Genomic DNA, 22,435 nt, shown 5'->3' on the forward strand with positions numbered 1-22,435 from the left:
GCGCGGGAGGACGGAGGGACAAGGGTCAGCGTCGGCCGGGCCCGCCGCCCATCCCTCCCGCGAGGGCCGTCCCCTCGGTCGCCGTCGCGGCGGAGGAGCCGTTGACGCCGAAGGAGTAGGTGGCGCCGTCGACGATGTCGGGCGACGTGTAGACGACCGTGGCGTAGTCCTTCTCGGCGGTGAAGGATGCGACGACGGCGCCCGAGGCATCGGTGATCTGGATCCGGTCACCCGCCGAGCCGCTCACCGACGCGGCCACCCACTGCTGCGCGGAGGACGGATCGGGCGTCTCGGCCATGCCGGCGCTTCCGAGCGCCACGACGGTGCCGCCCGTCACGGTGAGGCCGCCGTTCGTGTCGAGCGCGCCGTTGCCCTGGCCGGTCGGGCCGTACACGACCGTGTCGCCGCCCGAGATGGTCATCGAGCCGTTGGAGTCGAGCCCGTCGCCCTGTGCCGAGACGGTGAGGGTGCCGCCCGAGATGACGAGCGTCTCGCCCCCATCGGCCATGCTTCCGCCGCCCTGGCCGCCGCCTGAGCCGCTCGAGCCGGCGCTCGCGTTGACGCCGTCGTCATCGGAGGTCACCGAGACGGTGCCGCCCGAGATCGCGATGTCCTTGCCTTCGAGGCCCTCGGAGGACTTCGCGACCGTGACGTCGCCGGCCCGGATCTCGAGGGTCGCCTCCGCGTGCATGCCGTCGTCGCCCGAGCTCAGCCGGGCTGTGCCGCCTCCGATGCCGACCGAGCCGTCGGAGTGGATCGCGTCGTCGGCCGCATCGACCGTCACGTCGCCGCCGTCGATCGCGACGACGACTCCCGCGACGATGCCCTTCGCGCCGTCGGAGCCGGTCGTCGTCAGGTCGACGGTGCCGTCCGTCACGACGACGTCCGTCGCGGCCGTGAGACCGTCGTCTCCGCTCGTCGCCGTGATCGCACCGCCCGAGATCGCGATGTAGCCGGCCGCCGCGTCCTGGTCGTCGTCGCTCTTGAGGGCGTCTCCGCCCGCGGTGACGTCGATCGTGCCGCCCTCGACGACGAGCGCGTCCTTGCCGCGCAGTCCGTCATCGGCCGCGTCGACCGTGATCGTGCCGGAGAGGATCGCGAGGTCGTCGGTGCTCGCGATGCCGTCGTTGCCGTTGCCCCTCACCTCGAGCGAGCCCGTGCCCGTGATGGTGAGGTCGGCGTCGGCGTAGATGGCGGCGTTCGCCGAGGCGTCGTCGGCGTAGGACGAGGCATCCGACACCGTATTGCTCGTGCCGTCGGCGAGTGAGATCGCGACGTCGTCCGCCGTCTGCACGTCGATTGCGGGTCCGGCGGTGTTCGCGATCGACGCGTCGTCGAGGATGAGCACGACCTGCGCGTCGTCGGGCGCCGCGACGACGACGGAGCCGTCGAGCGAGCCGCTCAGCCGGTAGACGCCCGCCGTAGTGATCGTCACGGTGGAGCCGTCGATCTCGACGCCCGAGCCGGAGGACGGCGACGAGAGGTCGACATCGACGGCATCCGACGCCGACCACTCGTCGTCCCGCACGACCGTCGCGTCCGCATCCGCGGCGAGCACCGCGTCGGCCGCGAGGTCGGAGTCGATCGTCACCGTCGCCTGCGTCGTGGCCGAGCCCGAGTCCGAGACCGAGGCGGGCGAGGTCGTGGCGGTGGTCGTCGCGCAGCCGGAGAGCACGAGTCCCGCGATCGCGAGGGGGATGACGGGCAGGATCAGGCGGCGGCGCATGGCGGCTCCTCTGTTCGGGTGGTGTCGGGTCGGTCGGTCTCGAAGGCGTCGGCGCCGCGGAAGGGTCCGCGCAGCAGCCGCGCCCAGCGGTTGCGGGGAAGTTCGGAGTGCAGCGCCGCGAGTCCCGTCGCGTACTTGCTGACGGTGGCGGGCCGGTGTCCCGCCCGCCAGAGCAGGCGGTCGATTCGGGATGCCGCGGCCGGCGACTTCGTCTCGACGATGGCGATGCCGGGCAGGGCGAAGCCGGACCCGCCGGGCTGCTCCCACCGCAGCTCGGTGTCGATCGTCGCGCGCCCCGCGCCATCGGACGTGAGCAGGGTCGCGCGGCGATAGCGGGTCGTCAGGGTGGCGGCGAGCTCGTCGGCGCGCGACCCTGCGACGCCGATGGCGTCGAAGGCCGACGCGGCGTCATCGCGTGCGCCGTCGGTCAGCACGCGGCGCAGTCGCAGGTCGTACTCGGAGCGCTCCTTCACGGTCGTGCCCCGCGCGCCGCGCGTCTTGATCTCGAGGTAGGCCGAGCCGACGTCGAGGTAGGTGCGGGTGCGGAGCTTGAACCGCCGCCGGCGCGGCTGCGCAGCCATCCGGAAGCTCAGCAGATCGGGGGTGTCGAAGTACACCGATTCGTACGCGAAGTCACGGGCGCCGTCGATCTCGAGCACGCGCGTGCCGGAGTCGAGCGTCTCGAGCAGCCGCGCGGCGGTCTGCCGGGGCACGACGTACTTGCGGTCGACGCGCGTGAGGAGCGCAGCATCCATCACCAGCTCCTCCAGCGTCACGGAATCGAAGCGGGCGAGAAGCGGCGTGCTCATCGCATACCCGCCGAGACGCGCCGCACGGCGCCGAGGCGATACCGCACATCGACGAGGGTCGTGTCGTTGACGAGGTCGAGCTCCTGCATCGTGAGCGAGGTGACCTGGGCGCCGAGGCGCTCGGCGAGCTCATCGCGCAGCTCGCCCTCGTCGGCGATCGCGCGGTCGAGTCGCACGACCTGGTGGCGACTGCGGGCGAGCACGGCGGGGTGATCGGCGGCCCACAGCACCACGAGGAGCAGCACGATGAGTCCGGCGACGGGCCACGGGTCGGTCTGCGGGAGTCCCGCCATGAGGCCCATCGCGAGAGACGCGAAGTAGTACGCGACTTCGCGCTGCGAGATCTCCGACGAGCGCAGGCGGATGATCGACAGCACGCCGAAGATGCCGAGCCCGAGCCCCAGGGCGACCTCCGCCGTGCCGAGCACCGCGGCGACGGCGAGCACGCCGACGTTGACGCCGAGGAAGGCGACGACGAGGTCGCGGCGGTGGTGCCGGCGGTAGTAGAGGCCGAGGCTCAGGGTCAGGGCGGCGGCGAGGTCGATGCCGATGAGGATGAGGGTCTGGGGGGTCATTGCGGTCTCCCGGTCGTGAATGCGTCGGATTCCATCAGGCCGCCTCCCGCTATGCGGTTGCTCTGCCTCGTCTGTGCCGCGCCTACGGCTTCGGGCGGCGGGAACACGAAGCTCTTCTGAACCCCATAGCTCGTCACGAAGAGCAGGATCTCGGTCGCGATCTTGGCGAGCAGGAGAGGGATGCCGAAGTCGGTCAGCGCCGTGATCCAGACGACGTTCGATGCGAGCAGCGCGGCAGCGAGCACGGCGTATCGCACGGCCTGCCGCGCGAGCCCTCTGCCGCCCTGCCGGCGGAACACGACCCGCCGATTGACGGCGAAGTTGACGCTCGCGCTCAGCACGCGCGCCGCGACGATCGAGGGGACGAGCCAGCCCGTGAGGGCGGTGAAGAGCAGCAGTGCGAGGGTGTCGACGATGAACGCGAGCACCGACGATCCAGCGAAGAGGGCGAGCGGCAGGGCGACCCGCAGGGAGTCGGCGACAGGCCGGAAGTGGCTGGAGGCGTTGCCGTCGAGATACACCGTCTCGATCGGAACCTCGCGGGCGGTCCACCCCGCCCCCCGGCTTGCGAGCAGCACGTTCTGCTCGTATTCGAAGCGGTCGCCCGCCTGTTCCGCGGCCCACGGGAGCATGGCGGACGGGATGCCCCGGAGCCCGGTCTGCGTGTCGGAGAGACGCCAGCCCGCGGCCAGGCGGAAGATGCCCCGCGCCGCCGCGTTGCCGACGCGACTGCGCAGCGGGACGCGGCCGGCGAAGGCGCGGCATCCCAGCACCATCGCGGGCGCCGGCCCCTGAGCTCCTCGAGGGGCGGCGGCGTCTTCGCGCATCGCGTCGGCCACCGCGACGATGTCGGCGACGGTGTGCTGACCATCGGCGTCGGCCGTGACCACGTCGTCGCCCTCGTGCTCCGCGATCACGAGACGGATGCCCGTCTTGAGGGCCGCGCCCTTGCCGAGGTTGGACTCGTGGGCGATCACCGTCGCGCCGAGCGCGCGTGCCTGCACGAAGACCGGGCCATAGTCGGGTCCGCTGCCGTCGTCGACGACGAGCACCTCGACGTCGGGGTCCGCCGCGAGGAGGGCGCCGACGAGCTCCGGCAGCGCAGCGCCCGGCTCGTACGCGGGGATGAGCACGATCACTTCCGTCACCCCGCGACGTAGAGGATGTCGCTCGTGCCGCGCTCGCCGCCGTTCGAGGGCTGGTTCACGACCTCGCCGTCGAAGTACATCGTCGACGAGCCGCCGCCGTCGAGGTTGTACGCCGTCGTCGCGCCCAGGTCGATCATGATCTGCGCCGCCTCGGTCATCGTGACGCCGCGGCTGTAGCCGGGATCGCGGCCGTCGACGACGACGAACACGAGGTGGTTGTCGTCGACGACGCCGACGAGCGTGCGGGGCTGCTCGCCCTGGATCGAGTGGTTGCCGACGTTCGTGTCGACCTCTTGCGTCTCGATGCCGTCGACGATCTGCCCGCCTTCGACGATCGCGGGACCGAAGCTCAGGGTGTTCCAGACGCCGGCGGCGAGGAGGTCGGCGCCGGTCGTCGTCGTCTCGTCGTACACCTCCACACTGCCGTCGGTGTAGAACGCGAGGCCCTCGCGGGCCCCTTCATCGCGGTAGAGCACGCCGTTGCGGATCTCGATGCCCGTGTCTCGGAAGCCGTAGTAGTCGCCGTTGATCGCGAAGACGGCGCCGTTGTCCTGGGCGATCGCGCTCGTGGTCTCGGTGATGTTCTCGCCGAACTGGTCGTTGGCGAAGGCCGACCGCAGGTCGGTCGCGTCGCCGAGCACGACGTCGGCGACGTAGTACGTCACGGTGTCGTCGCCCGAGCCCGTCGTGACCGTCGACACCGTGACACTCGTCGAGCCGTTCGAGTACGTCGACCCCGTGACGGCGCCGGCCGCGGCGCTCGCCGACGGGGTCGAGGTGTCGACGGTCGAGTTCTCCGCCTCGTACTCCGAGACGTCGGCGATCTGCACATGCGGGACGAGGAACCGCTCCGCAGCCCACACGGCGCCGCCGCCGCCCGCGAGCACGACGACGAGACCGCCGGCGATCAGGCTGTTGCGAACGGGGTGGCGGCGGCGGGTGGGCTTGTCCATGCTTCATGGGTACGCACCCGAGCTATCCGCGTCGTCGCCGCCCGCTATGAGGCGCCGATGCGCGCGCCGGGCCGCCACAACGTCGGAGATCACCGCAGCGTCGGGAGCATCGGGCGTCGAGGTTCCTGAGAACCGGCGATCTCCGACAGTGTGGCGCACGAACGACGATGCCGCGCCCTCGCCGGGGACGCGGCATCCATCGTGCGAGGGCTACTCCTCCAGCGGCCCGAGGATCGGCGCGGCGACGAAGCGTGCGGCGGCAGGATCGGCGCCGTCGAGCTCGATGACGACAACCTCGTTGGCTCCGGAGCGGGTCACCGGCGCGGGCACGTAGAGGGTGCGCTGCGGGCCGTTGCTCCAATATCGGCCGAGGAGGAGGCCGTTGACGAACGCGAATCCCTTGCCGAAGCCGGCCGTGTCGAGGAAGAGGTCGGCCGGCCCCTCGAGGGTGAACGACCCGCGTGCGACGCGCGGGCCCCATGCGAGGGGCGAGCCCGAAGCAGCGAGCTGGCCGAGATCGATCGGCGTCGCGCTCCACCCCTCGATCGGCACGCCACCGAGCCGCGGCGCCGTGATGAGGCCCTTCTCCTCGCCGAGGCGGTGCTCGTAGTTGACGCGTCCCTGCTCCTCCACGAGGAGTGCGAGGTGGGAGCCGGCGGGCACGAGCAGCGTGCGCTCTCCGCGCGTGCGCGAAAGGGTGCCGACGCGGCGGCCGTCGACGGCGACCCACGCGTGGTCGCGCAGCTCGTCCACCTGCAGCACGGTGGGCTCGCCGTCGCGGGATGCGCCCGAGGGCACCTCCGCTTCGTAGAGCACGAGCGCGCCGAGATGGTCGAGCTGCTCGAACGACGGGGGAGCAGGATGCCGCGTCCCGGTGCGCTTCACGCCGTCTCCCACCACGGGGGCCAGCGCGACCTCGAACTCCGGCGCGGCGGCGGCGGGCGCAGGCGCCACGGCGGGCACGGGCGCGTAGCGGGCGATGACCTCGCGAAATGCGGCGAACTTCGCCGTCGGCTCGCCCGCCTCGTCGAGCGGAGCGTCGTAGTCGTACGACGTCGTGATCGGCAGATAGCGGCCCTTGTCGTTGGCGCCGTTCGTCAGGCCGTAGTTCGTGCCGCCGTGGAACATGTAGATGTTGACCGAGGCCCCGGCCGCGAGGAGCGCGTCGAGCTCGGCCGCGGCATCCTCCACCGACGTCGTGTGGTGGAGGCCGCCCCACCAGTCGAACCAGCCGTCCCAGAACTCCGAGCACATGAGCGGGCCGGTGGGCTGGTGCTCGCGCAGCGTCGCGAGGCGCTCCTGCGCGCGGGAGCCGAACGAGCCGGTCAGGTGCACCCCGTCGAGGCTCCCGTCGCGGAGCATGTCGGGCTGAGGCTGGTCGACGGTCGTCAGCGGCACCGTGATGCCGGCATCCCGCGTCACCCGGACGAGCTCCGCGAGGTAGTCCTTGTCAGAGCCGTAGGCACCGTACTCGTTCTCGATCTGGACGAGGATGACGTTGCCGCCGCGGTCGATCTGCCGCGGGGCGACGATGTCGTACACGCGCTCGAGGTAGCGGGTGACCTCGGCGAGGTACTGCGGCTCCGACCGGCGCAGGCCGATGCCCGGCATCCCGGTCAGCCACACCGGCAGACCGCCGTTGTGCCACTCGGCGCAGATGTAGGGGCCGGGCCGCACGATGGCGTGCAGGCCTTCGGCGGCGACGAGGTCGAGGAAGCGGCCCAGGTCGTTCCAGCCGGTCGTGTCCCACTCGCCGCGGCGCGGTTCGTGCGCGTTCCAGGCGACATAGGTCTCGATGGCGTTGAGGCCCATGAGGCGCGCCTTGCGGATGCGGTCGGCCCACTGCTCGGGGTGCACCCGGAAGTAGTGCAGCGCGCCGGAGACGATGCGGTGCGGCTCTCCGTCGAGCAGGAAGTCGGTCTCGCCGATGGTGAAGGTGGGCACTGGGCTCTCCATGCGGGAGGGGCGACCGGCTCGGCCGACCGCCCCTCCGCGTCTCTCGATGGTTCTTACTTGTTGACCGCGAAGCCCTGCGAGTTGCCGTACTCGACGAGGGCGTCCTGCCACGTCGTGAGGCCCTCGTTCAGGTCGGAGTGGTTCTCGTAGGCCTGGCCGACGGTGTCGCCGAAGATGCTGTTGCCGTAGACCTGGTAGGGCAGGTACTGCCAGCCCTTCACGACCGAGGACGCGGCATCCGCCAGCACCTCGTTGATCTTCTGGCCGCCGAAGTACTCCGGCGCGGCGCTCAGGAAGTCGTCCGACTGCAGCTGCTTCGTCGTCGACGGGAAGCCGCCGCTCTTGAGGAAGATGTCGATGCTGTCGTCGCTGTTGTTGAGCCACCACAAGAAGCCCGCGGCGAGGGCCGCGTTCTTACTCTGCTTCGTCACGGCCTGGCCGCCGCCGCCGTTCTCCGCCGAGGCGGGCGTGCCGTCATAGGTCGGCATCGGTGCGACGCGCCAGTTGCCCGACCCGTCCGGGGCGCCGGACTCGAGGTTGCCGGGCATCCAGGCGCCCGTCGCGAGGGTCGCGATCGTGCCGTTGCCGAGCGCGGTGAACCACTCGTCGCTCCACGCCGAGATCGGCGCGACGAGCTGGCCCTCGACGAGGGTGTTCCAGGTGTCGGCCCACTTCTTCGAGCCCTCGTCCTGGAGGTCGATCGTCACATCGGTGCCGTCGGTCTGGAACGGCTTGCCGCCCGCCTGCCAGATCATGCTGGTGGTGAAGCCGGCGTCGCCCATGTCGGCGGTGATGTACTTCGTCGGGTCGGCCTCGTGCAGCGTCTTGGCCGCGGCGACGTACTCGTCCCAGGTCGTCGGCACGGCGATGCCGTACTGGTCGAAGACGGCCTTGTTGTAGAAGAGGGCCATGGGGCCCGAGTCCTGGGGCAGGCCGAAGATCTTGTCACCCGACGTGACCGAGCCCCACGTCGACGCGGTGTAGTCGCCCTCGAAGTCGCCGAAGCCGTAGCCCGACAGGTCGGCGAGAGAGTCCGTCAGCGTGAACTGCGGGAAGGCGTAGTACTCGATCTGCACGACATCGGGCGCGCCCGAGCCCGCCTTGATGGCGTTCTGCAGCTTCGTGTACTCGTCATTGCCCGTGCCGGCGTTGACGACGTTGACCTTGACGTTCGGGTAGGCCTTCTCGAACGCCTTGGCCTGATCCTCCGCCTGCGGCGTCCACGACCAGTACGTGAGCTCGCCGCCCTTGTCGAGCGCGGCCTTCACGGAGTCGAATCCGCCGGCCGGCGCGTCGGACGAGCTGCCGCTGTCCGAGCCGGCGCATCCGGCGAGTGCGAGTGCTGCCACGGCGCCCATCGCCGCGATGGCGGCGAAGCGGCGTGCGTGTGACCTGTGCGTCATTGCTGTGTCCCTTCAGGTGAACAGGATCGCGACCGCGACCCCGCCGGGTTGTTCTTCGTCACTGTGCAGGCCCCGGCTACTGCTTGACGCTTCCCGCGCTCAGACCCGACTGCCAGAACCGCTGCAGCAGGAGGAACGCGACGATGATGGGGATGATCGTGAGCAGCGAGCCCATGATCACCAGGTTGTAGATCGGCTGGGATCCCGCGCCGATCGACTGCGCGGCCCACTGGTTGAGGCCGACCGTGAGCGGATACCACGACGGGTCGCTCAGCATGATGAGCGGGAGGAAGTAGTTGTTCCACGTCGCGACGACGGCGAACAGCAGCACCGTCACGATGCCGGGCACGAGCAGCCGGATCGAGATCGTGAAGAACGTGCGGAACTCGCCCGCCCCGTCCATGCGCGCCGCCTCCAGCAGCTCCGTCGGCACGGCATCCACCGTGTACACCCAGATCAGGTAGAGCCCGAAGGGCGTCACGAGCGAGGGGATGATGACGGCCCACGGGGTGTTGGTGAGTCCGAGCTGGCTGAACAGCAGGAACGTCGGGACCGCGAGGGCCGTGCCCGGCACCGCGATCGCCCCGAGCACGATCGCGAACACTCCGCGCCTGCCGGGGAACCGGTACTTCGCGAGGCCGTAGCCGGCGAGGGTCGCGAGGAGCGTCGCGCCGCCGGCCCCGATCACCACGTAGAGCAGCGTGTTGCCGAACCACCGCAGGAAGATGCCGTCGTGGTACGTGAGCGTCGCGACGAGGTTGTCCCAGAAGGCGAAGTCGGGGCCGAACCACAGGCCGAAGCTCGAGAACAGGCCGCCCTGCGTCTTGGTGGAGTTCACGACGAGCCAGATGAGCGGCACGAGCGTGTACACCGCGTACAGCACCATGACGATCAGCAGGATCTTGGAGCTGCGCGGACGCAGCGGGTTCGTATAGGCGAGTGCGGGGCGGCGGGTCGCCTTCCCGGCATCCCGATTCGTCTTGCGCGTGTCCTGCGTGGGGACCGTGGCGGTCATCAGCGCACCTCCGCTCGGGAGCCGCGCAACTGCACGACGTAGGCGATCACGGCCGTGATGACGCCCATGATGATGGCGACGGTCGCGGCGTAGTTGAACTGCTGGCCCGAGAACGACAGGTAGTACGCGTACATGTTGGGCGTGTAGTACGTCGTGATGACGTTGGGGGCTAGGGGCCGGAGGATGTTCGGCTCGTTGAAGAGCTGGAAGCTTCCGATGATGGAGAAGATCGTGGCGATGACGATCGCACCGCGCAGCGACGGGATCTTGATCGAGAAGACGGTGCGCCAGGCGCCCGCGCCGTCGATCGACGCCGCCTCGTAGAGCTCACCCGGGATCGTCTTGAGCGCCGAGTAGAAGATGAGCATGTTGTAGCCCACGAACTCCCACGTGACGATGTTGCCGATCGCGACGAGCATCCACTGCTTCGCGAAGGGGGTCAGCAGCTCGAAGCCGAGGAGGCCGTTGATGTTCGCCGTCAGGCCGAACTGGTCGCCGTAGATGTACCCCCACATCAGCACGGCCACGACGGCCGGGACCGCGTAGGGCAGGAAGAGCACGATGCGGAAGAAGGATGCTCCGCGCAGACGCGCGCTGTCGATCGCGAGCGCCGCGCCGAGGGCGAGGGCGAGCATGATCGGCACCTGCACGACCAGGAAGATCAGCACGCGGCCGAACGCCTCCCAGAACTGCGGGTCGGTCAGCGCCTTGCCGTAGTTGTCGAGCCCGACGAAGGCCGTGCCGCCGACGAGCTGGTCGCGGAACAGGCTCAGGTAGAGCGCGTAGGCGAGCGGGGCGAGGAACACGAGCGCGAACACCAGCATGAACGGGCCCACGAACCACCAGCCCCGCCAGTCGGTGCGGGGTCGCCGCGGGCGGGTGTCCCTCGCCAAGGCGGGGGGCGCGATGGTTGTCGTCATCGACGGGCCTCTTCCGGAACGGTTCTGATCGCTGTTTACGCAAACATTCGCACGAATCTGGCTACGATGTCAACGTAAACAGTCGGGAGGCGACGATGGCCGCATCACCGGAGCGCATGGATGCCCCGGCCCACCGGCGCGAGCCGTCGATCCTCGACGTGGCGCGCGAGGCGGGCGTCTCGGCCCAGACCGTGTCGCGCGTCGCGACCGGGAAGGACGTCGTGCGGGCCGCCACCCGGGAGCGGGTCGTCGACGCGATGCGCCGCCTCGGCTACCGTCCGAACGGCGCCGCCCGGGCGCTGAAGGCCGGCCGCTACCGCAGCATCGGCGTCATCATGTTCTCGCTCTCCACGTACGGCAACATGCGCACGCTCGAGGCGATCGCGTCCGAAGCGACGGCGGCCGGATACTCGCTGACGCTGATCCCGCTCGACTCCGCGACCCAGGGCAGCGTCTCCGGCGCGTTCGCCCGCCTCAGCGAGGAATCGGTCGACGGCATCGTCATCATCATCGAGGCCCATCGCCTCAACGAGTCCGAGCTCGCCCTGCCGTCGGGGCTCCCCGTCGTCGTGCTCGACTCGAGCGCCGAATACGATCTGCCGGTCATCGACACCGATCAGGCGCAGGGCGCCCGTCTCGCCACCGAGCACCTGCTCGAGCTCGGACACCGCACGGTGTGGCACGTCCGCGGCCCCGAGGAGTCGTTCTCGGCGCAGCGACGCCGCGACTCATGGGAGCGCACGCTGCGCGCCCACGGCGCCGAGGTGCCCGAGCCCATCGTCGGCGACTGGTCGGCGGAGTCCGGACGCGCGGCGGGCGACGTGCTCGCCGGCATCCCGGACGTGACGGCCGTCTTCGCCGCCAACGACCAGATGGCGCTCGGCGTCATGCACGCGCTGCACGCCGCCGGCCGCTCGGTGCCCGCCGACGTGAGCGTCGTCGGGTTCGACGACATGCCCGAGTCCGCGAGCTTCTGGCCCGCGCTCACGACGATCCGCCAGCACTTCCACCAGGTCGGCGTCGTCGCCTTCCAGGCCCTCGTCGCGTCGATCGAGGGCGCCGAGCCGGAGCGCGCCGACCTCGTGCCGACCGAGCTCGTCGTGCGCGCGAGCTCCGCGCCGCCGCGCTGATCGAGCGCGACTCGGCCGATCCGGCGGGAATGGGCTCGCTTGCGGCATCCCGACCCTTGACCTGCCTCCAAGGGCATCGCTAGGATCCGAATGTTCTCGCTAACTGTTTACGTAAACAAGCGCGACCTCATTCGAGCCGACGCCGGCTCGCCGCAAAGGAGTGGAAGACAATGCCGTCACGAAGAGTCCTGGCGACGACGGCCATCGCCGCCATGATCGCCGCCTCGGTCAGCGCCGCCGCGCTCCCCGCCGCGTCCGCCGCGGGAACCCCGGTGCGCATCACCCCCAATCCCGGCTACGCATCCGAGCCCTTCGAGGGCTGGGGCACGAGTCTCGTCTGGTTCGCCAACGCGACAGGCGGCTACCCCGCGAACGTGCGCCAGGCGCTGTTCGACAAGGTGTTCGGAGAGGACGGCCTCAACCTCAACATCGCGCGCTACAACATCGGCGGCGGCAACGCGACGGACGTCCCGTCGTACCTGCGACCGGGCGGCGCGGTCGAGGGCTACTGGAACCCGAATGCGAACCTGTCCGACGCGCAGGGGCCGATCACGGCCACCTTCGCCGACCGGCTCCGCTACAAGGCGGCGTGGGACGGCGAGAGCGAGACGAACTACAACTGGAACGCCGACGCGACGCAGCGCTGGTGGATCGAGGCGCTGAAGGACAAGATCACGCACTGGGAGGCGTTCAGCAACTCGCCGCCCTACTTCCTGACCCAGAGCGGCTTCGTCTCGGGCGGCACGAACGCGACCGCCGAGCAGCTCGGCTCGGCCGACATGGACAAGTTCTCCTCGTACCTCGTCAACGTCGTCGAGCACCTCGAGGACCAGTACGGCATCGAATTCGACACGCTGGACCCGTTCAACGAGCCCAACACGAACTACTGGTCGACGCGCCTCGGCACGAACGGCTGGCCGACGACCGCGAGCCGCCAGGAGGGCGCGCACATCGGTCCGGCGGCGCAGAACGAGATGATCGGCAAGCTCGCCGCGCGCCTCGCGCAGCCGGGCACGACGACCGACGTGAAGATCTCGGCGATGGACGAGACGAACCCGACGATCTTCACCACGAACTGGAAGGCCTGGTCGGCCGAATCCAAGTCGAAGGTCGACCAGCTCAACGTCCACACGTACGGCACGGGCGACCGCCTCGTCGCCCGTGACATCGCGAAGAGCTCCGACAAGCCGCTCTGGATGAGCGAGGTCGAGGGCGACTGGGACGGCACGGGCTTCAACCAGGTCAACATCGAGAACGGCCTGGGCATGGCCGGCCGCATCGTCGACGACCTGCGCGAGCTCGAGCCGTCGGCGTGGGTGTTCTGGCAGCCGGTCGAGGACCTCTACAACATGCAGAAGGTCGAGAACCTCAACTGGGGCAGCGTCTTCATCGACTTCGACTGCAACGCGGAGGGCAAGTCGCTGCGTCGCATCGCGGCCGGCGAGGCCGACCCGACGTGCAAGGTGCTGACGAACGCGAAGTACAACACGACGCGCAACTTCACCCACTACATCCACCCGGGCGACCGCATCGTGCCGACGGAGAACACGCAGACCACCGCCGCCGTGACGGCGGACGGCACGGGCGTGACCCTCGTGCACGTCAACTCCGACGCCTCGGCGCGCGACGTCACGATCGACCTCTCGCAGTTCGGCACGATCGCGCCCGGCGCGACCGTCACCCCGATCGTGACGACCCAGTCGCCGAGCTCGGACCCCGAGGCCAACGCCCTCAAGGCGGGCACGCCCGTCGCGATCGACGGCGCGACGAAGACCGCGACGGTCAGCATCCCGGCGAAGTCCGTCACGACCTTCGTCGTGTCGGGCGTCTCGGGTGTCTCGGCGAACGCGCCCGTGCTCCGCGACGGCCACACGTACCAGCTGCTCGGCGTCCAGAGCGGCAAGGCCCTCGCGGCCGACCCCTCGGCGCTCGCGCTCCGCACCTCGGCGACGACGGCCGCCGGCGCGACCGCACAGGCCTGGACGGTGCACACCCTCGCGGGTGCCGGCACCGACCGCCAGCGCTTCGTGCTGCAGAACCGTGACGGGCGCCTGCTCGGAACGTCGGGCGGCGGGACTACCCTGTCGACCAAGAGCGTGCAGGATGCGGCATCCGATCCGGCCCTGCAGTGGATCGCCTCGACGACCGACGGCAAGACGTACTCCCTGCTGAGCGTCGCCGGCGAGCAGGTGCTCGACGTCAACGGCCAGAGCACGGCCGACGGCGCGTCGGTGGGCCTGTACAGCTCGAACGGCGGCGCGAACCAGCGCTGGACGCTCGCCGATGTCGCGGTCACCGGCGTCAAGGACGTCCGCACCGCGACGGCGACCGGCGTCGCGCCGCAGCTCCCCGCGCAGGTGACGCTGGTGTACGCCGGCAACGTCGAGCGGACCGCCGCGGTCACGTGGAACACCGCCGGCATCGACTGGTCGGTCCCCGGTTCCAAGACCGTTCCCGGCACGGGCACCGACGTCTTCGGCACGTCCTTCCAGGCGACCGCCACCGTCGAGGTCGGCGCGCTCACCACGACGCAGCCGGTCTCGCTGACGACCTACGCGGGCATCTCGCTCGCGCAGGTCAAGGCCGCCGCTCCCACGACCGTCCCCGCCGAGGCAGGCACGAGCGGCGAGACCGTCGCGGTGCCCGTCACGTGGGATTGGACGGGAGTGGATGCCGCGAAGCTCGCCGCGGCGGGAGTCGTGACCGTGCCCGGCACGGCGACGACGACCGATCCCGCACACCCGCAGGTCGCCGCGAAGCTGTCGGTGATCCTCACGGCGGCCACGGAGAAGAACGTCGCCCCGGCCTCGACGGCGGCGGCGACCTTCACCGAGAGCGCGAGCTACAGCGTCGACCGCACGAAGAACGGCGTGACGACCGACAAGGGCTGGTCGAACTGGAAGTCGGGCACGAAGAACACGACCGACACGCTGACCTACACGCTCGCGAACCGCGAGAAGGTGCAGCACGCGAAGGTCTACTTCTACAAGGACGGCACCAACAGCTGGGCGCAGTCCATCACGGTGGAGTACCGCACCGGCACGGGCGCATGGACGACCGGTCCGACCGTCATCGACGCGACGCCCGCCAGCGGCACGGCGCCGATCATCGACATCCCGCTGGGTGTCGACGCCGATGCCGTCCGGTTCGTGCTGACCGCCAACGCGAACACGCACCTCATCGTGTCGGAGGTGGAGATCTACGCCGCCGCTCCGTCGGCCTCGACGGTCGCCGACCTCGCCCGCATCACGACGAACGGCGTGGCGCTGCCGGCCTTCACGCCCGATCAGACGGCGTACACCGTCGACTGGGATGGCGGTGCGCTGCCCACCGTCGGTGCGATCGCGGTCGACCGCAACGCGACAGTGGCCGTGACCCAGGCGACGGCCGCTGCGCCGACGGCGACGGTCGCGGTGACCGCGGTGTCGGGTGCGACGAAGACGTACGCGGTCTCCTTCCAAAAGAAGGTCGCACCCGCGCTGAGCGCGAGCGTCTCGGCGACGACGCGCTGCGTCGCGGGCAAGATCCAGCTCGCCGTCGCGGTCGAGAACACCGACGACATCGCGCTGGACGTCGCCATCACGACGGCGTACGGCACGAAGAAGATCGACGCGCTCGGCGCCGGCAAGAAGACGTCGGCGGCCTTCGCGACCAAGCTCGCGTCGATCCCCGACGGCTCGGCCGAGGTGAAGGTGTCGGCGACGATCGAGGGCAAGGCGGTGCAGGCGACGCTCCCGGCCGCGTACTCCGCCGCCACCTGCAACTGAGGACGGAGGGGGATGCCGCGGCCCCAGGCCGCGGCATCCCCTGCCTCACCTGGTCGCTGAGCGTGTCGAAGCGTCGAGCCCGAACCTGCGAGGGCTGTGGGTTCGACCCCTCGACAAGCTCGGGGACCGAAGGACGAGCCGGCGACTCCGACGTCGACCCCTCGACAGGCTCGGGGACCGCCCCTCGACCGGCCCGGGGGCCGGGCGGGAAACCGGGCTAGGAGAGCGGGGCGGGCTCCGGACGGTGCACGCCGCGCGGGCGGTAGCCGAGGGCATCCGACACGCCCGCGAGGTCGGCGAGGTACCAGATCGTGGCGAGCCACATCTCGGTGCCCTGCAGCCCCGGGGCCGAGGCATCCCGTGCCGGATCGTCGGGGCTCGGCGCCCGGAACCCGAAGCCCGCGCCGTCGACCCAGCGGTCGAGAGCGTCGCCGAGCAGGCGCCGGGCCACGGCGGTGACCTCGTTGCCGCGGTAGCCGGTCGCCCGGGTGAGCCACAGCGGATGCGCCACATCGAGCACGTTGCACGCGTCATGCCGATCGGGGCGGAAGTACCGGTCGTCGCGCACGTGCGCGAGCACGGTGTCGATGACGCGCTCGGGGTACGGCAGGGGCACGCCGAACTGGGCGAACGTGCCGCGCGAGGCCCGGTAGAAGCCGTTCACGATCTGCAGTCGGCTGCCGTCAGCCGACACGGACGCCCACATGCCGGTCGCCGGATCGGCGTTCGACACCAGCCAGCCGAGGAGAGACTCATGGATGCCCGAGGGCAGCGCGTCGCCGCGACGCTTCGACCAGAGCAGGGCCGTGCCGAGGGCGTCGACCCAGTGCCCCGCGTGCCACGCCTCGCTGCGCCACGGCAGCCCGTCGCAGAAGGCGGCGAGCTGGCCGGCCGACGACGACGTCACGAGCGCGAGCGGATGCGCGAACTCCGACCCCAGCAGGTCGAGGGCGTACCCGACCGAGAGCACGTGGTAGGCGACGTCCGCGTCGTCCTCGGCCGAGGCGGGCGCGATGCTGCCGTCGGCCCGCAGGCGAGGGATGCGGCCGGTCGCGGCATCCTGCCACCCGCGAAGGCGCTCCACCTGCTGCTCGGCCGGAAGCTGCGGGGGCGCCGTGCCGAGGAGGAGGTCGGCGAGCTCGATCGCATCGGCCTGCGCCCGCACGGTAGGCGCGGCGCCCGGACGGTCCACGAAGAGCGACCCCTGCCACGAACGCTCGAGGACATCGCCCGCCTGGGCGCGGGCGCGATCGGCGAGGGCCGCGACCCGCGATCCGAGGTCGCCGCGCGTCGAGCCGGCGGGCGGGATGCGCCACCGCAGCAGCTTCGCGGGGTTGCCGCCGACGACCGCTCCGGCGGGGACGTCCTTCGTGACGACTGCTCCGGCGGCGAGCACCGCGTGGTCGCCCACCGTGACGCCGTCGAGGATCACGACGTGCGAGCCGACCCACACGTCGTCGCCGATGCGGATGCCCGTCGCCGTGAGCGGCTGGCGGAACACGGGCAGGTCGGGATCGCTCATGGTGTGGTTGAACCCGAGGATCGACGTGTGCGCGCCGATCCGCACACCGTCGCCGAGGGCGACCGTGCCGCGCACGACGGTGTACGGATTGACGCTGCAGTCGCTCCCCGCGCGCAGCGATCCGGTCAGGTAGGCGCCCGCGGCGACGTATGTGCGGTCGCCGAGCCGCAGCTCGTCGTTGTCGACCGAGGCGAGCTCGGAGACGAAGCATCCCTCGCCCAGCTCATGTCCCGGGCGCTCGGCGAGGCCGGCGAGGTGCGAGCGCTGACGCGCCCGGGCCGCCGCGTCGGCGCGGGACCAGAAATCCCACGGCGAGTACTCGAGCGGGTCGATCACGGGTCAGTGCGCGCGCGGAGCCGCGGTCGAGGCCCGCACGTGCAGCGTGGGGTTGAGCGTCACGCGGTGCACGGGCCGATCGGGGTCCTGGATGCGGCGGATCAGGAGATCGACCGCGGCCGCGCCGACGTCCATGCGGGGCGGGCTCACGGCTGTGAGCGCGGGCGTGAACAGCTCGGCGACCTCGTCGTCGTAGGCGATGACCGAGAGGTCGGCGGGCACCGAGATGCCGCGTGCGAGCGCAAGGTCGACGAACGCCATCGCCTCGGCGTCGGGGTGCACGAGCAGCGCCGTCGTGCCGCTGTGCATCGCCCGGTCGAGCGAGGCGTTGACGGCGTCGGAGAAGTCGGGGCTGCTGCGGTCGGGCAGCAGGTGCTCGAAGTGCTGCGTCGGGGTGAGGCCGAGCTCGGCGCACACCGCCTCCCAGCCGGCCGCGATCTTGCGAGACGTGGGCGAGTCCCGCGACAGCACGAGACCCACCTTCTGGTGTCCGAGGTCGGCGAGGTGCCGCGCCGCGAGCACTGCCCCGAGAGCGTGGTCGGACGTGACGGACTCCACCGGCGTGCGATGGGGGAGGACGGAGGCGTCGCGCTCGGTCAGCACGCTCGGGATGCCCGACTCCGCGAGCCACTGGATGACGTCCTGCGCGTGCGGGGTGTCGGTGTTCGGCGCGACGATGAGGCCTTTGACCCCTTCCGTGTGCACGAGGCGCTCGAGCACGGGCCGCTCGTCCTGCAGCTCGTACGAGGCCCCGCGCAGCAGCAGCCGGTACCCGCGGCGTCGCGCTTCGCGCTCCATGCCGCGCACGACGCTCGGCCAGTAGTAGTTGAGCGACGGCACGAGCACGGCGAGGGCATCGGATGCCTCGGTGACGGCGGGCCGCTCGCCCTCGGCGTGGCCCTCCACGACGGGGTGCGCCTGGCCGTTGGGCGCGACGGCGCCGCCGTGCACGCGCACGAGCAGGCCCTCCTCCTCCAGCTGCTGGAGGTCGCGGCGCACGGTGACGGGCGTGACCCCGAGGTCGTCGATGAGCTGCGAGACGCGCACGACGCCGTCGCGCGAGAGGGAGGCGAGCACATGCGCGCGACGCGCCGGGGCGAGCGGTGCGTGGTTCTGATCGGTCATCGGGGGTCCTTGTCGACTGCGTCCAGTTCTACCGTGACGCGCAGGCTTCGGCGGTCTGCGACGTCCAGATCGACCCGCGTCAGCGCGTCGCCCCACACGCCGGTGAGCATCGGGTCGTCGAGTTCGCGGGTCATGAGCGTCGCGCTGACGCCCTCGGGCCAGCGCACCAGAACGGGCGGCGCGCCCTCGAGCGGCACGACGCGGAGGCCGTCCGGCCGAAGCTCGACCTCGCCCGCGACCAGCATCCGGACGGTCGTCCGCGGCTCCTCCGCCCCCACCCAGGGCTCGAGCTCCCATCGGTCGTCGACGACGACGCGTGCGGTGTCGCGTTCGAGCGCGGCATCCCTCCGCCAGGACACGAGCCCATGGGCGTCGTAGGCGCCCGCGAGGTCGAGCGCGAGCGACGTGCGTTCGTCGGCGATGTCGACGGAGACGAGGGATGCCGCGAACTCCGCGCCCGCCGACTGCGCGGCGCCGCGGACCTCGGGCACGCTGTGCCACGTGCTCTGCATCGTCCAGATGTCGTAGCGGAGCGGTCCGAAGGTCGCCGCGGTGTACGTCGGACGTCCCGCGTCGACGAGGACGGGCACCCCGTCGACCGCGACGACGAAAGAGCCGACGTCGTTGTGGTTGTGGTGCTCGCCGTTGTGGCCGCCCTTGACGGCGAGCGTCAGGCCGCTCGCGGAGCCCGCGCGCTCGCGCGTGACGAGCACCTCGGTCGACGGCAGCCAGGTGTCGCGCGGCAGGGGAGAGGTCGCCGCCGCATCCTCCCGCCACGCGGCGTCGGTCATGCCGCGGAGGAGGCGGCCGAGCCCCTCGCGCTCGGTCGCGAGCGGCTCGCCGTCGCGGCGCTGCGCAGCCGCATGCCGGCGGGCGTGGTCGTCGCCGACGCGCCGAGCGGCGCGGTGCAGCTCGTGCCACGGCTGCTCGCGGATCGGCCGCGCCTGGCCGTCGGCGAGGTTGAGGTACCACTCTCCGCCGAGGTGCATTCGGTGCGGGAACGCGACGGTCTCGCGCAGCGCGGCGACGGCGGGCGCGGCATCCCATCGCCCGCCCGTCGCGCAGGCGAGGAGGTCGAGCGCCTCCAGCGCGCGGCACGCGCCGTTCCACCAATACGAGTACCCCTCGTCGATGGCGCCATCGGCGGGAAGCACCGCGACATAGCGGTCGAGCCCCTCGATGACGAGGCTGACGACGTCGGCGCGCAGACCCGCATCGGCCGGATCATCGAGCAGCTGCAGGGCGGCGAGCAGCACGTTGCCGTGGATCCACGGGTTCCAGTTGTGCACGTCGCCGTCGAGCCCGAGCCAGTGCCAGTCGCGGCGGCGCAGGAACGGGTCGACGACCCGAAGCCGCGCCTCGCGGCGCACGCGGGCGCGAAGCCCCGGGTAGCGCCCGTCGAGCTGAACGCCGAGCAGCCGGTCGACCCAGGCGAGCTGACCGACGACTTCGCCCGCACCCAGATCGAGGAACGGATCGTCGACGGTCGCGAGCACCCCGCCGTGGCGCGCGAACGTGTCGTCGTGCGCGGGCCAGCACCACGAGCTCTGCTCGCACAGCAGCTGCACGCCGTCGGCGACCTCGTCGATCCAGCGATCCTCGAGGGTGATCGCCGCGGCGACCGCCGCGCGGCTCAGCCGACGCTGACGGGCGAAGGCCGCCGCCTCCCACACGGAGCGGTCGCCGTCGCGGTAGACCCGCGCCGCCTGGCTCGCGAGCGGGAGGGGCCACGGCTCGCCGAGGTCGCGCTCGGCCCGCGCGAACAGGTCGGCGATCGTGACGGGGTCGAGGGAGGCGGCATCCCAGACCGAACGATCGTCCGCCGGGGCGACGGGAAGCGCCGCCGACGGCGAGGCGAGCGCTTCATGGACGCGATCCACGGCGTCGCCACGGCTCGTCCCGAAAAGGGCGGCCAGGGGGCCCGAGTACGACGTCGTCGGCATGGAATCGATCATAAACGATCAGGAAAGAAAAATCATGTGTTGCCGTGAACGAAATTGATTGCTAATCTCCCAAAGCGGTCCGATCTCGGCCCGCGAACGATTCAAAGGAGAACGACGGTGACGCGCACTCTCGACGCCTCCGCGCCGGACTGGAGCCGCGCACAGTGGCTGCAGTACGCCGATCGTCTCCTTTCGGGCGCCCGCGCCTTCGCGTCGCCCGGCCACGGCCGCATCACTCCGCCCGGAGCGGAGGGCGGCTACGGCAACGCCATCGACGGCCTCGAGGGATTCGCCCGCACCTTCCTGCTCGCGGGCTTCCGCATCGCCGGCGAGCGCGGCCAGGGCGTCGACGACCTCATCGACTTCTACTCGCGCGGTATCCGGACGGGCGTCGATCCGAACGCCCCCGACCGCTGGCTGCGCCTCGACGAGCACCCCCAGGCGAAGGTCGAGGCGGCGTCGCTCGCGCTGATCCTCGACCTGACCCGTCCGTGGATCTGGGACCGACTCGACCAGATCACGCAGAAGCGTGTCGTCGCCTACTTCGCACCCGCCGTCGGCGACCGGACCTATCCCCGCACGAACTGGCTGTGGTTCCGTCTCGTCGTGCAGACGTTCCTCCGCTCGGTCGGCGGCCCGTGGTCGCCCCAGGACGTCGCCGACGACCTCGCCCTGCACGACTCGTTCGCGCGGCCCGACGGCTGGCTCTCCGACGGCGACGAGCGCTCCTACGACCACTACGTCGGCTGGGCGCTGCACCTCTACCCCGTGCTGTGGTCGCGCATGCAGGGCGCCGCCGAGCTCGCCGCCGGCCGCACCGCGAAGGACATCGCGCTGCTCGACCGCTTCCTCCTCGACGCCGCTGCGCTCGTCGGCGCCGACGGATCTCCCCTCATCCAGGGACGCAGCCTCATCTACCGCTTCGCCGCCGCCGCTCCCTTCTGGGTCGGCGCGATCGCCGAGGTTCCTTCGACGTCGCTCGGCGCCCTCCGCCACGCCGCGGATCGTGTCGTCGGTCACTTCGCCGGCAGCGGCGTCCCGGACGCCCGCGACCTCCTCAGCATGGGCTGGCACGGCGACTGGCGCCGACTCGCGCAGGCCTACTCCGGCCCCGCCTCGCCCTACTGGGCGACGAAGGGCCTCCTCGGCATCTCGCTCCCCGCGGACCACCCCGTGTGGAGCGCCCCCGCCGAGCCGCTCCCCGTCGAGGCGGGCGACACGCTCCGCGCCGTCCGAGCCGCCGGATGGGTCGTCTCGGGCACGCGGGCCGACGGCATCGTGCGCATCGTCAACCACGGCACGGACCACGCCGCCGAAGGCGCGCTCGTGGGCGACTCGCCTCTCTACGCACGCCTCGGCTACTCGACCGCGACAGCGCCTCTCGCGAACGGCCGCGCCTGGCGCGAGCCGCTCGAGCAGTCCGTCGCACTCGTCGACGAGGCCGGCGAGGCCACGCACCGCGCCGCGATGCAGCTCCTCGACGTGCGGATCGACGGCGAGGTCGGCATCGCCGCGTCGACCTGGCCCGCGCACTGGATCGAGCCGGCCGAGACGCAGGTGCGCCACGGCTCGGGCATCCAGGGTGACGTCATGATCGCCGGCCGGCTCACGGTCCGGTCGCTCGTGCGCGGGCCGTGGGAGCTGCGCATCGTCGACCTCGACGCGCTCGAGCCCGGCTATGACGGTGCTCTGACTCTGCGCGTCGGCGGCTGGGCTGTCGCGGATGCCGAGACGGCGGTTCGGGATGCCACGGCCCGCGCCGCGACCGTGCGGCTGGGCAGCGGCATCCATCCCCTCCTCGGGGAGGGAAGCGCAAGCGTCGAGGAGCGGGCGGACTCGACCCCGCTCGGCGTTTCGGCGAGCGTGCCGGTCGTCAGCTTCCCCGCGGTCGCGGGCGAGCGCGTCGCCGTCATCGTCGAGCTCGCCGGCACCGCCGCCGACCTCGGCGCGGCGGCGCTCGAAGAGATCGCGGGCGAAGCCCGCGTGACGTGGCCCGACGGCGTCGTGACGACGACGCCCCTTCCAGACCCCCGGATCGTCCCCGCGACCCGGTGACCCTCAGGACCCGATGGCGGGTCCGGTATCTGCACTCGCAAAGGAGCAGCAT

Annotated in this window: 15 protein-coding genes; 3 read left to right on the plus strand and 12 right to left on the minus strand. The window is 71.2% G+C overall.

Annotation, left to right across the window (positions count from 1 at the left end):
- Positions 1 to 25: 25 nt before the first annotated feature.
- The 9 genes from AAIB33_RS18195 to AAIB33_RS18235 all read right to left on the minus strand — a co-directional run bounded on the left by AAIB33_RS18195 (position 26) and on the right by AAIB33_RS18235 (position 10,505).
- Positions 26 to 1,726, minus strand: a complete 1,701-nt coding sequence (locus tag AAIB33_RS18195; RefSeq protein WP_345801366.1) for a carbohydrate-binding domain-containing protein — start codon at positions 1,724 to 1,726, stop codon at positions 26 to 28.
- Positions 1,711 to 2,535 carry a polyphosphate polymerase domain-containing protein gene (locus AAIB33_RS18200; RefSeq protein ID WP_345801367.1) on the minus strand — a complete coding sequence of 275 codons (825 nt, stop codon included), beginning with the start codon at positions 2,533 to 2,535 and terminating at the stop codon, positions 1,711 to 1,713. The genes AAIB33_RS18195 and AAIB33_RS18200 overlap by 16 nt, the downstream gene beginning before the upstream one ends.
- Complete coding sequence (locus AAIB33_RS18205) at positions 2,532 to 3,110, minus strand: DUF4956 domain-containing protein (protein ID WP_345801368.1); 579 nt, start codon at positions 3,108 to 3,110, stop codon at positions 2,532 to 2,534. Before AAIB33_RS18205 ends, AAIB33_RS18200 begins: the two co-directional genes overlap by 4 nt.
- Positions 3,107 to 4,258, minus strand: a complete 1,152-nt coding sequence (locus AAIB33_RS18210) for a bifunctional glycosyltransferase family 2/GtrA family protein (RefSeq protein WP_345801369.1) — start codon at positions 4,256 to 4,258, stop codon at positions 3,107 to 3,109. The genes AAIB33_RS18205 and AAIB33_RS18210 overlap by 4 nt, the downstream gene beginning before the upstream one ends.
- On the minus strand, positions 4,255 to 5,211 hold the full coding sequence (locus AAIB33_RS18215) for a phosphodiester glycosidase family protein (protein ID WP_345801370.1): 957 nt from the start codon (positions 5,209 to 5,211) through the stop codon (positions 4,255 to 4,257). The genes AAIB33_RS18210 and AAIB33_RS18215 overlap by 4 nt, the downstream gene beginning before the upstream one ends.
- Positions 5,212 to 5,421: 210 nt before the next feature.
- Positions 5,422 to 7,155, minus strand: a complete 1,734-nt coding sequence (locus AAIB33_RS18220; RefSeq protein ID WP_345801371.1) for a beta-galactosidase family protein — start codon at positions 7,153 to 7,155, stop codon at positions 5,422 to 5,424.
- Between the two features lie 65 nt (positions 7,156 to 7,220).
- Complete coding sequence (locus AAIB33_RS18225) at positions 7,221 to 8,570, minus strand: sugar ABC transporter substrate-binding protein (RefSeq protein ID WP_345801372.1); 1,350 nt, start codon at positions 8,568 to 8,570, stop codon at positions 7,221 to 7,223.
- A gap of 76 nt (positions 8,571 to 8,646) precedes the next feature.
- Positions 8,647 to 9,456, minus strand: a complete 810-nt coding sequence (locus AAIB33_RS18230) for a carbohydrate ABC transporter permease (protein WP_345803466.1) — start codon at positions 9,454 to 9,456, stop codon at positions 8,647 to 8,649.
- Between the two features lie 128 nt (positions 9,457 to 9,584).
- Complete coding sequence (locus tag AAIB33_RS18235) at positions 9,585 to 10,505, minus strand: sugar ABC transporter permease (protein WP_345801373.1); 921 nt, start codon at positions 10,503 to 10,505, stop codon at positions 9,585 to 9,587.
- A gap of 95 nt (positions 10,506 to 10,600) precedes the next feature.
- Between AAIB33_RS18235 and AAIB33_RS18240 the strand changes: the two genes are divergently transcribed.
- Positions 10,601 to 11,635 carry a LacI family DNA-binding transcriptional regulator gene (locus tag AAIB33_RS18240; protein ID WP_345801374.1) on the plus strand — a complete coding sequence of 345 codons (1,035 nt, stop codon included), beginning with the start codon at positions 10,601 to 10,603 and terminating at the stop codon, positions 11,633 to 11,635.
- 170 nt (positions 11,636 to 11,805) lie between these two features.
- Positions 11,806 to 15,402, plus strand: coding sequence for a glycoside hydrolase (locus AAIB33_RS18245; RefSeq protein ID WP_345801375.1), 3,597 nt, complete (start codon positions 11,806 to 11,808; stop codon positions 15,400 to 15,402).
- A gap of 217 nt (positions 15,403 to 15,619) precedes the next feature.
- Here the strand turns inward: AAIB33_RS18245 and AAIB33_RS18250 are convergent, their stop codons facing one another.
- From AAIB33_RS18250 to AAIB33_RS18260, 3 genes are read right to left on the minus strand one after another with little or no spacing between them, the layout of a single operon-like run.
- A complete protein-coding gene (locus tag AAIB33_RS18250) occupies positions 15,620 to 17,260 on the minus strand; it encodes an acyltransferase (RefSeq protein ID WP_345801376.1) in 1,641 nt (546 codons plus the stop codon).
- Between the two features lie 3 nt (positions 17,261 to 17,263).
- On the minus strand, positions 17,264 to 18,385 hold the full coding sequence (locus tag AAIB33_RS18255; protein WP_345801377.1) for a substrate-binding domain-containing protein: 1,122 nt from the start codon (positions 18,383 to 18,385) through the stop codon (positions 17,264 to 17,266).
- On the minus strand, positions 18,382 to 20,328 hold the full coding sequence (locus AAIB33_RS18260; RefSeq protein ID WP_345801378.1) for a heparinase II/III family protein: 1,947 nt from the start codon (positions 20,326 to 20,328) through the stop codon (positions 18,382 to 18,384). Before AAIB33_RS18260 ends, AAIB33_RS18255 begins: the two co-directional genes overlap by 4 nt.
- A 117-nt stretch (positions 20,329 to 20,445) precedes the next feature.
- Here AAIB33_RS18260 and AAIB33_RS18265 point away from each other — a divergent pair, with 117 nt between their 5' ends.
- On the plus strand, positions 20,446 to 22,383 hold the full coding sequence (locus AAIB33_RS18265) for a DUF2264 domain-containing protein (RefSeq protein ID WP_345801379.1): 1,938 nt from the start codon (positions 20,446 to 20,448) through the stop codon (positions 22,381 to 22,383).
- The last annotated feature ends 52 nt before the right edge of the window (positions 22,384 to 22,435 follow it).

It is taken from the genome of Microbacterium sp. AZCO (genome assembly GCF_039614715.1).
Lineage (GTDB): Bacteria > Actinomycetota > Actinomycetes > Actinomycetales > Microbacteriaceae > Microbacterium.

Excerpts from the sequence above, each read along its gene's own strand:
- AAIB33_RS18195 (WP_345801366.1), bottom strand. The coding sequence starts at position 1,726 with ATGCGCCGCCGCCTGATCCTGCCCGTCATCCCCCTCGCGATCGCGGGA.
- AAIB33_RS18200 (WP_345801367.1), bottom strand. The coding sequence starts at position 2,535 with ATGAGCACGCCGCTTCTCGCCCGCTTCGATTCCGTGACGCTGGAGGAG.
- AAIB33_RS18205 (WP_345801368.1), bottom strand. The coding sequence starts at position 3,110 with ATGACCCCCCAGACCCTCATCCTCATCGGCATCGACCTCGCCGCCGCC.
- AAIB33_RS18215 (WP_345801370.1), bottom strand. The coding sequence starts at position 5,211 with ATGGACAAGCCCACCCGCCGCCGCCACCCCGTTCGCAACAGCCTGATC.
- AAIB33_RS18225 (WP_345801372.1), bottom strand. The coding sequence starts at position 8,570 with ATGACGCACAGGTCACACGCACGCCGCTTCGCCGCCATCGCGGCGATG.
- AAIB33_RS18230 (WP_345803466.1), bottom strand. The coding sequence starts at position 9,456 with ATGGTGCTGTACGCGGTGTACACGCTCGTGCCGCTCATCTGGCTCGTC.
- AAIB33_RS18235 (WP_345801373.1), bottom strand. The coding sequence starts at position 10,505 with ATGACGACAACCATCGCGCCCCCCGCCTTGGCGAGGGACACCCGCCCG.
- AAIB33_RS18240 (WP_345801374.1), top strand. The coding sequence starts at position 10,601 with ATGGCCGCATCACCGGAGCGCATGGATGCCCCGGCCCACCGGCGCGAG.
- AAIB33_RS18245 (WP_345801375.1), top strand. The coding sequence starts at position 11,806 with ATGCCGTCACGAAGAGTCCTGGCGACGACGGCCATCGCCGCCATGATC.
- AAIB33_RS18255 (WP_345801377.1), bottom strand. The coding sequence starts at position 18,385 with ATGACCGATCAGAACCACGCACCGCTCGCCCCGGCGCGTCGCGCGCAT.
- AAIB33_RS18260 (WP_345801378.1), bottom strand. The coding sequence starts at position 20,328 with ATGCCGACGACGTCGTACTCGGGCCCCCTGGCCGCCCTTTTCGGGACG.